The sequence below is a fragment of the Rhodococcus sp. P3_B8 genome, assembly GCF_056402775.1.
This window is the reverse complement of record NZ_JBFUGT010000188.1, coordinates 1-12427: the sequence shown is the minus strand read 5'-3', so window position 1 is coordinate 12427 and position 12427 is coordinate 1. Positions and strand designations below refer to the sequence as shown.

At 64.3% G+C, this 12427-nt stretch carries 14 protein-coding genes; 7 read left to right on the top strand and 7 right to left on the bottom strand.

The annotated features are described in order from the left end of the window. On the bottom strand, positions 1 to 346 hold a 346-nt coding region (locus AC1D1G_RS32290), incomplete at its 3' end, for a PLDc N-terminal domain-containing protein (protein WP_477955262.1). Positions 347 to 592: 246 nt separating this feature from the next. Between AC1D1G_RS32290 and AC1D1G_RS32285 the strand changes: the two genes are divergently transcribed. From AC1D1G_RS32285 to AC1D1G_RS32275, 3 genes are all read left to right on the top strand, one after another. Next, positions 593 to 859, top strand: coding sequence for a TerD family protein (locus tag AC1D1G_RS32285; RefSeq protein WP_477955260.1), 267 nt, complete (start codon positions 593 to 595; stop codon positions 857 to 859). Beyond that, a complete protein-coding gene (locus AC1D1G_RS32280) occupies positions 846 to 1019 on the top strand; it encodes a hypothetical protein (protein WP_477955258.1) in 174 nt (57 codons plus the stop codon). Before AC1D1G_RS32285 ends, AC1D1G_RS32280 begins: the two co-directional genes overlap by 14 nt. Positions 1020 to 1332: 313 nt before the next feature. Further along, positions 1333 to 1701: a VWA domain-containing protein gene (locus tag AC1D1G_RS32275; RefSeq protein WP_477955256.1), complete on the top strand. Its 369-nt coding sequence runs from the start codon at positions 1333 to 1335 to the stop codon at positions 1699 to 1701. 442 nt (positions 1702 to 2143) lie between these two features. On the opposite strand, the gene AC1D1G_RS32270 is transcribed toward AC1D1G_RS32275, so the two are convergent. The 6 genes from AC1D1G_RS32270 to AC1D1G_RS32245 form a co-directional block, all read right to left on the bottom strand. Next, complete coding sequence (locus AC1D1G_RS32270; protein ID WP_477955255.1) at positions 2144 to 2488, bottom strand: YncE family protein; 345 nt, start codon at positions 2486 to 2488, stop codon at positions 2144 to 2146. A gap of 47 nt (positions 2489 to 2535) precedes the next feature. Continuing rightward, positions 2536 to 3363 (bottom strand): fumarylacetoacetate hydrolase family protein, encoded by an 828-nt coding sequence (locus AC1D1G_RS32265; RefSeq protein ID WP_477955253.1) that lies wholly within the window; start codon positions 3361 to 3363, stop codon positions 2536 to 2538. A gap of 205 nt (positions 3364 to 3568) precedes the next feature. After that, positions 3569 to 3862: a hypothetical protein gene (locus tag AC1D1G_RS32260; RefSeq protein WP_477955252.1), complete on the bottom strand. Its 294-nt coding sequence runs from the start codon at positions 3860 to 3862 to the stop codon at positions 3569 to 3571. A gap of 247 nt (positions 3863 to 4109) precedes the next feature. Next, positions 4110 to 4337, bottom strand: coding sequence for a hypothetical protein (locus AC1D1G_RS32255; protein WP_477955251.1), 228 nt, complete (start codon positions 4335 to 4337; stop codon positions 4110 to 4112). Positions 4338 to 4491: 154 nt separating this feature from the next. Then, positions 4492 to 5835 (bottom strand): MFS transporter, encoded by a 1344-nt coding sequence (locus AC1D1G_RS32250; protein WP_477955250.1) that lies wholly within the window; start codon positions 5833 to 5835, stop codon positions 4492 to 4494. A 278-nt stretch (positions 5836 to 6113) separates the two neighbouring features. Beyond that, complete coding sequence (locus AC1D1G_RS32245) at positions 6114 to 6917, bottom strand: IclR family transcriptional regulator (RefSeq protein WP_477955249.1); 804 nt, start codon at positions 6915 to 6917, stop codon at positions 6114 to 6116. An 89-nt stretch (positions 6918 to 7006) separates the two neighbouring features. Here AC1D1G_RS32245 and AC1D1G_RS32240 point away from each other — a divergent pair, with 89 nt between their 5' ends. From AC1D1G_RS32240 to AC1D1G_RS32225, 4 genes are all read left to right on the top strand, one after another. After that, positions 7007 to 8173, top strand: a complete 1167-nt coding sequence (locus AC1D1G_RS32240) for a mandelate racemase/muconate lactonizing enzyme family protein (protein ID WP_477955248.1) — start codon at positions 7007 to 7009, stop codon at positions 8171 to 8173. A 2-nt stretch (positions 8174 to 8175) separates the two neighbouring features. Further along, positions 8176 to 9078, top strand: coding sequence for a dihydrodipicolinate synthase family protein (locus AC1D1G_RS32235; RefSeq protein ID WP_477955247.1), 903 nt, complete (start codon positions 8176 to 8178; stop codon positions 9076 to 9078). Positions 9079 to 10551: 1473 nt separating this feature from the next. Then, positions 10552 to 10998, top strand: coding sequence for a hypothetical protein (locus tag AC1D1G_RS32230; protein ID WP_477955246.1), 447 nt, complete (start codon positions 10552 to 10554; stop codon positions 10996 to 10998). A gap of 101 nt (positions 10999 to 11099) precedes the next feature. Then, complete coding sequence (locus AC1D1G_RS32225; protein ID WP_477955244.1) at positions 11100 to 12032, top strand: barstar family protein; 933 nt, start codon at positions 11100 to 11102, stop codon at positions 12030 to 12032. The last annotated feature ends 395 nt before the right edge of the window (positions 12033 to 12427 follow it).

The window sequence follows — 12427 nt, the reverse complement described above, 5'->3', positions numbered from 1 at the left end:
CGGCTTGGTTGATGGTGCCCGCGTCGAGAAGTGCTTTTGCGTCGGCGATCTGTTCGGCAGCCGACTTCCCGGCTACCTCCCTGATGTAGTGGTCGGTCGCCTGCTTCGCCGCGCTCTGCGCGTCGAGTTGCCGTTCCGCCATGCCGGGGCCCCGGGCGATGAGGTAGACGAACACACTGAGGTACGGCAGCACGATCAGGAAGATGATCCACAGAGTCTTGCTGAGACCGGACATGCCGCGGTCTCGGAACAGATCACCGAGGACGTGAAACAGGATCATCAGGTAGGCGACGAACGCGAACACCATCAGCGTGTACCAGATCAGTTCCCAAAATGAATCCAACATGGTGTGACTCCCTTCGAGTGCGGCAGCCCCGCATGTGAGCTGCCTGGGTGCGGAGCGGTTCTCAGATGTGCCCGCTACCAGGCAAGCATCCACCTCCCGGGGCCTGTCGTCGCTGGTTTCTGCGCAACTCACGCTCGCGGGCGCAGCCTGTGCGATCACGGCCATCGAGGCGAGTGCGGTGTCTCTGCGCCACACCAGTTGACGAAGGAAAGAACTCGGCCCCACCTCGGGGGGCCGGCACACACCATGACCTCTCTGACTCGCGGAGCGAACAGCCCGATCGACACGGCAACCACGACGGTGGAGGTGACCAGCGCCCGGCAGGGAACGGTCGATCTGTTCGTCTTCCAGCTCGGTGCCGATTTGAAGGTGCGGACGGACGCCGATCTGGTGTTCTTCAACAACCCCACCTCTCCTGAGATTGCGGTTACTCTCGCCGGCGGCCGGGTGACGCTGAACCTTGCCACTGTCCCCGCGGCGATCGACACCCTCGCCGGCCGTGGCGCTGGATGAGAATGTGCCCGGCAGCCTTGCCCAGGTGCCGGGGCTGGCCGTGACGGTAACCCAGACGGGCGGTACCTCGTTCGAGATCCCGGCGGAGGGCCTGACCACCGAGCGGTCGGCGGTGCTGCTGGAGGTGTATCGGGCGCAACGGGTCCTGGAAGGTGCGTAACCGGTCGGCCGGCTGGAGCGGGGGACTCGGCGCCCTGGTCACCGCGCACGGTGTGAGCGTTGATGAAACCCCGCGCAGACACCCACACCCGCGCAGACACAAAGACTCGCACAGGCACCCGCACCGCCCAGTCGGCTTCCGCCTCGGCGACCGTAGACGGCGACAGTGTGCGGACGGTTCCCGGTGAGGGTACGCTTTCGCTGGCAGAGCGGGAGAAGCTGAACCTTTAGAAACGTGCGGTCGCGAAAGTTCTTCTGCAGTCGGGAACACGTATGTCCATCTGCACGGTCGGCACGGTGGCAGCGATTTCGATGTGATCGGCGGCGCCAACAACGAGATCCCGATCATGGAAGAGATCATCGGCACCCTCGACAAGACCGCCGCGGTCCCGACTTTGGTGTTGTTCTTCACCGACGGCGGATTCCACGTGAGGGCGCAGATCACGACACTGATGCGGACGGCGTCGGCGTTGCCGGCGTTCTGGCAGTTCATCGGCATCGGTAAGTCCAGCTTTGGTGTCCTCGAAAAGCTCGACAAACTGACCGGCCGACTGGTCGACAACGCCGTGTTCTTCGCGGCCGAGAACGTCGACACGCTCAGCGACGCGGCCCTGTACGAGTTGCTGCTGAGTGAGTACCCGGACTGGTTGCGTGCGGCACGGCAGGCCCGCGTTCTCAGCTGAGTCCGACTCGTCTGGAGAACCGTGGCGGGATCGTCATCCGACGGACCGCGCTTGTCCGCACGGCGAGCGTGCCTGCAGGACTTTCGCCGGTGATCCAGCGCCACTCGATGTGCAAAAGACAGATGCTAGGGAGTCGGCCTCGTGGCTGGAAAGCCCGGGTGGGCGTACAGCGTCAGCGTGGTCGGGCCGCGTGGCCCTGCTCTTGATGCCGTTTCGTAGCGGGCGCCTGCAGGGAGGGGGCGGGGGGATGGGTGGTTCACCGGCCGGCCGACTTCCTTGGAGGGGTGCACCCGTCACTTCGCGCACCAGACCATCTACAGGCTTTGATCAGTGCTCCACAATGGCCACGGGCCTTGGAGAGTCACGATGACCGGGTGCGACTGACTTGAATGAGTGAGGGCGGAGCCTTTCGGGTTCCGCCCTCACTTTAGTGTGGTTCGGGTCAGCGACCGGGTATCGGCAGGCACAGCGATTCGGTGCACGCTTCGGTCGTGCCGCCGCGGGTGATGGTGGTGACGGTGTTGTCGGAGCTGGTGACGTAGGCCTGGGTGCCGACGGGGGAGACGGTGACGCCGCCGGTGATCGCGCCGATGAGAAGATTGGCGATCTCGGTGTTGGTGGCGGTGTCGAAGACTGCGACCCCGCCGCCCTTGGAGTCGATGACGTACTGGGTGTTTCCGTCGCCGGTGACGGCCGCGCCGCCGAGGGGCCCTTGACCGGAAAGCGTGTGCTGACCGGGTTGGTGGCGGCATCGTTCACGAACACCTCGGCGCCGCTGCGGACGCACGGGATCTCGTCGCTCGAGGGTGCGGTAGGAAGATTGTGCAGTTCGGGTTAGCAGGCTTTTCGGATCGGGGTACGGAGGGTTCCGAGCCGCTCGACCTCGACTTCGACCTCATCGCCGTCGATGAGTAGCCAGGGCGGTTGGCGGACGTATCCGACGCCGGCTGGTGTTCCGGTGACGAGGACGTCACCGGGGTTGAGTGTCAACGTTTTGCTGATGAAGGACAGCAGTTCCCCGACGTCGAAGATCAGAGATGTGGTGTTGGCGTCCTGAACGGTGGTGCCGTTGACCCGCGTCTGGACTCGTAGTCCGTCTCGGAGATCTCCTACCTCGTCCGCGGTGACCAGTGGTCCGATCGGGCCGCTGTTGTCGACGTTCTTTCCGAGGGTCCATTGGCTGGTGATCTTCTGGGCGGTGCGCGCGGTGAGGTCGTTGAAGGTGGAGTAGCCGAGTACCGCTCGGCGGGCGGTATCGGGGTCGGCGTCGTCGAGTCGGGTGCCGACGTAGGCGGCGACTTCGACTTCCCAGTCGAGTCCGGGTTCGTTGGTTGGAATCGTGACCGGCACCCCGGTGACGCTCAGTGATGTGGTCCATCGGCCGAAGATGGTGGGGTATTGCGGTGCGGTGTAATTGGTTTCGTCCGTGGGTGCGTAGTTTCCGCCGACGCACAGTACCCGGGCGGTATCGGGCACCAATGGGACCTCGATGACCTCGGAGCGCGATACACCCATTCCGTTCGCTGAATCGGCTCTCCTCAACGCCTCGAGGGGGTCGGCCCAGAACGACGCTGTATCGGCGATCTCGATCACCCGATCGTTTTCGACCCGGCCGACTGTCGTGGTTCGGGTCCGCGGATTCTGGACGCCTATCAGTTTCATCGGTTGTGCTGTCTCTCTTGATCTCGATGTTGATGACATGGAATGTGTATGTGGAACCCAGGAACCTGGCTCAGGGGCGCCGATTTGGTTGTCCCTGCATCCTGGGGTCAGCGGGTGACCGTTCCGGCCGCGGCCGTGATCGATCCGAGCGCACTGCGCCCCGGAAGCCCTTCCCAGTCGCCCTGAGTTGCAACCGACGTGGCCGCTACCGTGGCGGCCGTCGTCCTGGGTGTGTGTTCGTCGTGGCCATCGAGTAGGGCTGCGAGGTAGTCGGCGGCGAATGAGTCTCCGGCGCCGACCGATCCGCGGTGACTACCGCGGTGGTGGGGCCGTAGTCACACAGCGCGCCCGCCAGATCCTCGGCCTTGATGGTGGCGCCGGTGATCATTCGTGCTTTGTCTTCGCCGGCGAAGACGATGTCGGCCGACGCGGCGGTGAGTTCCCGGAGGACTTCGGTGGCCTGGTCGGCCGGGCCAGAGCCGGGCCCGGTAATTGGCATCGAAGGTGACGGTGCCGCCGGCGTCGCGGACGGTGCTGATGGCAGTGCGGATGGCGCCGGCTGCGCTGGGAGAGTGCGGGTGTGATCCCGGTGAGGGTGCAGTATGCGGCAGTTGTCGAGCAGTGTGGCGGGAAGGTCGTCCGGACATAGGCGGGATTCGGCGGATGCCCTCCGGTAGTGGTGGACTCGGCGGACGCCGGCGGCGCGGTGTTATGTGAGTATCAGTCCGGTCGGGGCGCGCGGTCGGTCACCGGCTCATCCCGACCGCGAGGGCGCCGGCGTCGTGGTACGCCGCGATATCCTCGGCGCGGACCCCGCCGGTGGGCACGAGCGGGATGTGGGGCAGTGGGGCGGCGATATCGGCGAGTTTGCCGAGGCCGAGGCCGGGGCCGTGGCGCCACGCCGAGACGATCTCGGTGGGTGTGTCGGCGCCGGGCGGGGACCCGATTCCTGCGGCTCGGGCAGTCCGGATCACCTCCGGGCGTCCGAGGGTGATGTGGCGGCGGCAGTGAGACTGCCTGATTCCTGCCGTGTTTCGGGTTGACCGGGGGTGGTGTGGGCGGGAACGGTCGAGGTGGTCTCTGTTGTCATCGTGTCTTCCTGGTGGAGCCGAGAGAGGTGGATGGGTTTCACCGCTCGATCGTCACGGTGGCGCGGGGGCCGACGGTTTCGCTGACGTACCGGAGCACGGTGACGAGGGTGATCGTGGCGGCGAACATGACGTAGAACGCTGGAGACAGTCTGTTGCCGGTGGCCGCGATGAGCCAGGTCGCCACGTAGGGGGCGGTGCCACCGAAGAGGGAGACGATGATGTTGTAGGGGATGGCGATTCCCCCCGATCGGATCTGCGGCGGGAAGAGTTCGGCCATGGTGGCGGCGATCGCGCCGTCGTAGGCGGCGAGCAGCAGACCGAGGCCGACCATCGCGACCATCGCCCAGGCGAAGCTGCCCAACGACATCAGCCACAGCGCGGGCCAGGTCAGGACGATGAATCCGACGGTGCTGCCGACCAGTAGCGGCTTGCGTCCGACCCGGTCGGACAGGGCGCCCATCCCCAGTACGCCGACGGCGATCACTGACAGGCAGACGGTGGTCACCGCGAAGGACTGCACTTTCGAGAAGTGCATGCTGGTCTGCAGGTAGCTGGGCATGAAGGTCTGCAGAATCCAGTGCCCGACGCCCTTGATCACCACCAGTCCGGCCAGGGCGAGCATCGCCTTGCCGCCGGTGCGGAAACTGTCTCGCATCGGGTTCTCGGCGATCTTTCCGGCCTTTTCCAACCTGCGGAACTCCGGAGTGTCTTCGAGCCTCAGACGCAGGTACATGCCGATCACACCGAGCGGCAGTGCGATCAGAAACGGCAGCCGCCAGCCCCACGAGGTCATCGCATCGTCGCCGAGTATCGCGGTCAAGGTCAGAACGAGTCCGGAGCCGAACACGAACGCGGCGAAACTGAAGGTGCTCGAGAAGCTGGTGTAGTAGCCGCGCCGGTTCTTGGGGGCGTATTCGAACAGCAAGGTGACCGCGCTCGACGTCTCACCGCCGGCCGCGAAGCCCTGGACCAGGCGGGCGACGACGAGCAGCAGGGGCGCGAACATCCCGATCGACGCGTAGGCGGGGATCAGGCCCATGGAGAAGGTGGCCAGTGAGGTGATGATGACGATCATCGCCAGGACCCGTTGTCGGCCGATGCGGTCGGCGAGCGGCCCGAAGAACAGTGCGCCGAGCGGGCGGACGACGAACCCGGACGCGAATACCGCGAAGGTCGCCAGCAGCGCGGCGGTGGGATCACCGGCGGCGAAGAAGTTCGCTGCGATGATCGTCGAGAGGGTGCCGTAGATGCCCATGTCGAACCACTCGACGAAGTGGCCGACGCCGGCACCGATCAGCACCTTCCGCGGGGAAGAGTCCTTTGTCCGGGCCGAAGTGGTAGTGGAATCATCCGTATTGGTGACCGTGGCTTGTTCTGACATTGCGACCTCATTGTCTGTCGAGGATTAGTGGTGTGGGAGCGAAGCGGCGGGGCGAGGATGTCCATCGGCCCAGTTGTCGCATGGCGATCTCGTCGGGGTTCGCCGTTTGGTCGATGCACTCTCCAACAAGGGAGAAGGTATGGCGCGCAACAAGAGTCCGGCACAGCTCGATACGGCGTAACGGTGTTGTCGCCGCGTTTTCAGGCCCGACGGGCGCCGATGAGTTCCGGCCGGTGCCCGGTCGGGTGATGAGGCTTTCTCGGTCCGCCCGACTGAGGTCAGGACACCACTCGTGAGGGAGTGTGTACCGGTCCCAAATACCCCAGTCCGACACCGACCGCATCGGCGGCCTCGACGATCATTCGGCCCAGTTTGGCTTCGCGTTCGTCGAGGGCAATCGTGGACAGCGCACCGGATAGCGAGATCGCCGCGATGACCTCGCCGGTGTGATCTTTTATCGGCGCGGCAATGCAGGCCCGGCCCAGGGCGAGTTCCTCGACCTCGGTGGAGTATCCCCGTTCGGCCACCGCGGACAACTCCGCCTCGAGTGCCTCGTGTGTGGTGATCGTGCGGGTGGTGAACGATTCCAGCGGATCCGGGCCGAGTAGCTCAGCTCGTTCCCCGGCGGTGGTACCTAGCAGCAGGCTCTTGCCCATCGCGGTCGCGTGCAGCGGGTTGCGCTGCCCCATCAAGGAGTACGACTTCTGCGCCAACTGGCCCTCGACGTTGAGCAGGTAAAACAGTTCCGCTCCTCGTCGCACCGACACATTGACGCCCAGACCGAGTTCCCACGCCAGTTGCTGGGCAGCCGGACGCGCCTGCCGATAAATCGGATCGTTATTGAGTGCGACACCCGCCAGGGTGAGAACCGCCGAGCCCAGTTCGTAGAGCTGACTGATCGGATCGCGCCGGACCAGTCCGGCCGATTCCAGTGTGGCCAGCAGCCGGGACGTCGTCGAGACACCCAGACCGACCTGGGCGGCCACATCGGAGACCCGAAGCGTGGGCCGACCCAGGCTGAACGCATTGAGCACGGCCGCGGCCCGCTCGACACTCTGATTACCGCCAGTTTCGGAAGCCATGAGTGAATTATGCGCAGCGCTTGCACATTTTGCAAGGCCCATGCAAAATTCGTTCCACGTGAACCCGATAGTGAAGGAAACCCTTCTCGATGCGCATCACCGACGTCACCACCTATGTTCTGAAACTCTCCGGCCAACAGGCCTACCTCGGCCGCATGGAGGACGGCAGCGAACTGACCGAAACCCGCGGATATGTCGTCCGGGAGCCCTGGCGCAGTCTGTATTCCGGCCGGTACGAGACCATGCTGGTCCGGATCACCGCCGAGGACGGCACCACCGGCTGGGGTGAAACACTCGCCCCGGTCGGCCCGGAGGTATCGGCCGCGGTGGTCGACACCATGCTCGCCGGCTGGCTCCGTGGGCGGGAGATGACCGGTGTCCGGCCCCTGTGGTTCGGGCTACGCGATCTGATGCGTGAGCGCGGGCACCTCGTCGGGCACCAAGCCGACGCCCTGGCCGCGGTCGACATCGCCCTGTGGGACCTGCAGGGCAAACTCACCGGCCTCTCCGTCGCGCAGCTGCTGGGCGGGGCCACCCGCACCACGGTCCCCGCCTATATCTCGGGGCTGGCGCGTTCCACCGATGAGGAGCGCGCCGCACTCGCTGCGGACTGGGTCACCCAAGGAGCCACGACCGTCAAACTGGCCCTGGGCAAGGGAATCGCCACCGACCTGGCGACCTACGACGCGGTCGCGGACGCAGCCCCCTCGCTGGCGATCGCGGTGGACGCCCACTGGGCATACCGGATCGGTGAGGCCGTCGAACTCGGCCGAGAACTCGACCGTCGCCACGCCCTGTTCTTCGAAGCACCCCTGGCGCCCGAGGATGTCGCCGGGCATCGCGAACTCGCAACCAGGATCACCACCCCGGTCGCCGTCGGTGAGGCGCTGCGGACTCGGTACGAATTCGCGGACTGGCTCGAACGGCGGGCGCTGCGCCTCGCGCAACCCGACGTGGCCCGCACCGGTATCACCGAGGCCATGGCCATCACCGAACTCGCCTCGGCAGCCCACGTCCCCGTCGCGTTTCATCACTCCGTCGGACTCGGGATTTCCCTGGCCGCGGGTATCCACGTTTCCGCTGTCAGCCAGGACACCCCCTTCTTCGAGTACCAGCCCGACACCATCCCGGTAGCACAAAGCATCCTGCGCACCCCATTGGTCGCCGGACCCACCGGATTCGAAGTGCCCACCGGCCCCGGACTGGGTATCGACATCGACGCCGACCACATCGCCACCCTCGCGAAGGAGAACTGACCATGCCCACCCCGACCGGTCTGATTCCCATCCTGGCCACCCCGTTCACCGCCACCGGTGAATTGGACGTGCCGTCCCTGCGTTCGCTGGTCGAATTCCAACTCGCCAGCGGCGTCGACGGCGTCGCCGTATTCGGCATGGCCAGCGAGGGTTTCGCACTGACCACGGCGGAACGCGCCATCATTCTGCGCGAGGTCCGCGACCTCATCGGCCCGAACATCCCGATCATCGCCGGCGTCAACGGTGGAAGTACCGTCACCGCGCTCGAACAAGCACAGGCCGCCGCCGACGGCGGCGCCGATCAGGTGATGGTCTTGCCACCGTGCCCCACCAAACCCAGCCCTGCGCAGGTCATCGAGTTCTTCTCCGAGGTCGCCGCCGGAGCGGGAATCCCGGTGATGATCCAAGACGCGGCCGGGGTCACCGGAGTCACCATCGAGGTCGGTGCGGTGAGCGAGCTCGCCGGGGTCGACGGCATCACCTCCATCAAGGTCGAAACACCGCCGACACCGCTGAAGATCGCCGCAATCCGCGAACACACCGATCTGACCATCCTGGGCGGACTCAACGCGCAATCGCTGATCGAGGAGTACGACAACGGCGCAGTCGGCACGATGCCCGCGTGCGAATTCTCCGACCTGCTCCGCCCCATCCTTGACGACCTCGGCGCAGGTCGCCGCGACGAAGCCCGCACAGCATTCACCCGCCTGCTCCCCCTCATTCACCTCGGTGTCCGACCCGGGATGGCCTGGGCAGTGCACAAAGAGGTGCTGTTACGGCGCGGCATAATCGCATCCTCGGCGGTCCGACTCCCTGCCCGTCCCCTCGAACCCATCACCGAAAAAGCTCTCACCGAAATCCTCGACGACCTCGTCCTGCCAGCCTGGTCACGCGGAATCCGCTAGCCACCGCACGGGCCTATCTGTTGGCGAGTTGCCGCGAGCAGCCCCTGATCGAGATTTCCGGCCATCTTTCTTCCAACGCCTGGAAATTTCTCGAACTGGGCCACCCTCTGCTGACGGTGGTCCTCCCGACAGTTCATGGATCACCATCAGCGGCTTCGTGGCCAGTGGGGCGCGGAGTATCGCGAAAGTTCCCTCGATGAATATGTTGCGGATGTCGCCGATGACGGATTCATCCTTGCCGTGCTGCGGTCACCATGGCGCGAGAAGCCTTCCGTTGTCGTCGTCATGGGGGACGACCGCAGGATCCCGTGTGCCCACCCGAGCCTCGCTTGACGATCCTCACCTGCAGAACCGTTGAGGGATCGGTTACGGAACGACACCGCCCAGGCACGGACGACTACCTCGTCACAGGGAGCTGTTCGAGGCGGTTCCGCGCGTCCACCAGGTGCGCTGAGTGGGCTCGCACCGAGAGTCGATTGCCGTTGCGAGCCCGGTCGGTGGACATCCGACGGGTTAGGCTGCAGCCGTGTCGAGAGCAGTGTGGTGGGCCTTGGCTCTGGCCGCGTTGGCGTTCACCGCGGATGTCGGGACGTCGTGGTCAATTGCTGAGGTGTCGTTGTCGTGCTCGAAGATTGGCGAGAGCCAATCCTATTTTCGGTGCGATGACCGTATCGTCCACGTGCTGGGGGTATGGCCGCTGGTCGGTCTGGCACTGTTGCTCGCGGCACCGCCTGTGGTGGCGGCATTGGCAATGCGAAAGTGGGTTTCCTGGTTGGCCGTCGCGGCACTCGTGGGTTTGTCAATCGCCGGGCTGGAGAATTGGGCGTCTACCTCCTACTGGGGATTGCTTCTGTTCGCTGTTCCCTTGGCGGTCCTTGGATCAATCACCGCGACGTTCCAGCGAACTCTCCCGCGTCCAGCGACGTCAGGGCGTGGTTCTGCCGCGACGGTGTAAAGGCCGTGCTGGAGACTCCCCGGCGCGACACATTTTTTCAGACACGCTCTAGATCCGGAACAAAGCTGCAACGGTCCGCGCACCGCTGGCTGCGAAACCACTGACAGTGATCCACGAACTGTCGGGGGGACCACCGTCAACAGGAGATGGACCTGATCGATGAATTTCCAGACGCTGGATAAAAGATGGCCGGAAGTTTCGATCAGGAGCCGCTCGTGGCCAGGGAACGGCTATCGGCACCGGATGACGATCCGCTTGTGGGATGGGCTGGGCACTCACCATTCGGCCGATCCAAGCCGCTCAGCACTCCGCTACCGGACGCCGATGATCGTCGGATCGTCGGCTGAGCCGCGTCAGCATTACAGTGCGAAGGCCAGAGGTCCTGCAGCGGGTCTGACAAACTTTCGGAGATGGCAACAATCAAGTCGCACAATCTCCGGTCGCGCTGGTCAGTGATCGTGCTCACCAGCGGGTTCGGTGTACTAGCGGGGCTTATGTCTACCGTCGCGTGGAGGTGGATGAATTCGCCGCGTTTCAGTACGTTCGAGGCAGGGATCGCGATCTATTCCACCGCGCGTCTACAGGATCCCTGGATACCGTCCCTCGCTACTGTGGGCGGCTTCTTCTGTGTTGTCGGCGCCGTACTGGGGGCATTGGTCGGAGCTGTTCTCGCGTGGTTGGGATGGAACACCTCTCGTGACAAGGACACGGGTGCTGGCGCCCTCATGGTGTTGTTTACTGTTTTCGGATTGGCGCTCGGCTTGCTTGCTGCCGTCGCGATACTTGCCCTGCCCTTTGGGTTTCCGGCGAGCTTACTTCCCGAGAGTCTGACTGAGATCTCCGCCGTCCAGTTCCGGGCAGCCGATATGATCTGGTGGCTACTACCGATCGTGGGTGCTGCGATAGGGACTGGAGTAGCTGGACTGGTTTCCCTCAGCGGGTGGAAACTTCGCCATGAGAAATGATTCCGCTGGACCGGCCGCACCGGTGGACGATCACCGACCGGTCACTGAATCGATCGGTTGCGGTCGGATGCGCATACGCTCGATAGATGGTGCGCACGGTGGTGTTCGATCCGACTGAGCGGGAACTTTTCGATGACCAGCGGCAACGGTTCGGCTGGACGCTCCTGCAGACAGGGTTCGTGTTCCGGTACGCCGCTCGGTTCCAACTCGATAGCGCGTGCAAGCGACTCGCAGGCCTCGGCTACCTGGTGCATGAGTTCGACGCTCAGGAATGGGCCTGCGTTGAGGACATGCACACCGCGTTCGCGGCATCGATGTCGTTCCCGGACTACTACGGAAAGAACCTCGATGCGTTCGGCGACGTCCTCAGCGATGTCGCGACCTTCGGCTACGGCAGCGACCCTGCGACGGCGGGCACCGTCCTCGCGATCGCGGACTTCGACGTGCTGCTGCAGATCGGCCATCGCACCGGCCGGAAGGTCCTGGAGATCTTCGCACGGCAGGCACGCCTGGCGGCTCTCTATGGGCACCCCATGCTGTGCTTGGTCGAGACAACTGCTTCGGATCTCGGGCCGGTTGGAGGCACCGACGTCTACGCAGGCACGGTATGGGACACACCTCCGGACCCGCCGGATCCCTTCGACGAAGCCGACGTTCTCGAATTCGGATTCCAGATTTATGCCACGCAGGGTGAGGCCGCCGACTATGTGTCCGCACTCGACCGAGTGATCGCACCCGTTCTCGCCGGGACAGGTCGGTGGCAGATCCTCGACCCCACACTCGCATCGGAGAATGCAGTCCGCTTGCGCCAAGAACATCCCAGCTCACGACAACATCTTGGCCAGCAACTCTGGGACGTCTTCGTGGGTGTCCGCGGCGTGGGGGATGCCATGGTGCTCGGTGAGGAGGTCTTTCACGCCGTCGAGCGGGCGGGCATGCTCTTCGAGCAGATGTCGCAGATCTTGTACAACAACGGCTACCAGGAAGCGGCCTTCGAGAAGTATCAGGAGTTGGCCGACTTCCCGAACGGCTGAATGGCCACCGCGAATCTGACTCGCAAGGGGAGCGTTCCCCGCTCACTGATTTTCGATTTCTCGGGGCACGCAAATTGGATGGCTATCCTTTCAGCCCGTTCCCGAGAATCACACAGATACGCATATCTTTCTGAACGAGACGGCTCGACATCACTCGGATCAGAGTGACTCGGTCCACCACCGGCTACAGTCGGTTCTGAAGCGGAAATCTCGAAGTCGCACATCGTCGGTATGGCACACCAATATTGTGGACCGCCAAATTGATTCGAGCTGGTTCTGCCTGAAACTCGATGCGGAATGAGTTTGGAACTCCGGGAGGAATCGTGTCGGCCTGCCGAGATCGGTGATGGGTTGGGCACGTGAATTGGCGGTTCGGGTGAGCTTTTTGATTACCG

Excerpts from the sequence above, each read along its gene's own strand:
- AC1D1G_RS32240 (WP_477955248.1), top strand. The coding sequence starts at position 7,007 with ATGCGCATCACCGACGTCACCACCTATGTTCTGAAACTCTCCGGCCAA.
- AC1D1G_RS32245 (WP_477955249.1), bottom strand. The coding sequence starts at position 6,917 with ATGGCTTCCGAAACTGGCGGTAATCAGAGTGTCGAGCGGGCCGCGGCC.
- AC1D1G_RS32260 (WP_477955252.1), bottom strand. The coding sequence starts at position 3,862 with ATGCCAATTACCGGGCCCGGCTCTGGCCCGGCCGACCAGGCCACCGAA.
- AC1D1G_RS32230 (WP_477955246.1), top strand. The coding sequence starts at position 10,552 with ATGAATTCGCCGCGTTTCAGTACGTTCGAGGCAGGGATCGCGATCTAT.
- AC1D1G_RS32235 (WP_477955247.1), top strand. The coding sequence starts at position 8,176 with ATGCCCACCCCGACCGGTCTGATTCCCATCCTGGCCACCCCGTTCACC.
- AC1D1G_RS32285 (WP_477955260.1), top strand. The coding sequence starts at position 593 with ATGACCTCTCTGACTCGCGGAGCGAACAGCCCGATCGACACGGCAACC.
- AC1D1G_RS32250 (WP_477955250.1), bottom strand. The coding sequence starts at position 5,835 with ATGTCAGAACAAGCCACGGTCACCAATACGGATGATTCCACTACCACT.
- AC1D1G_RS32265 (WP_477955253.1), bottom strand. The coding sequence starts at position 3,363 with ATGAAACTGATAGGCGTCCAGAATCCGCGGACCCGAACCACGACAGTC.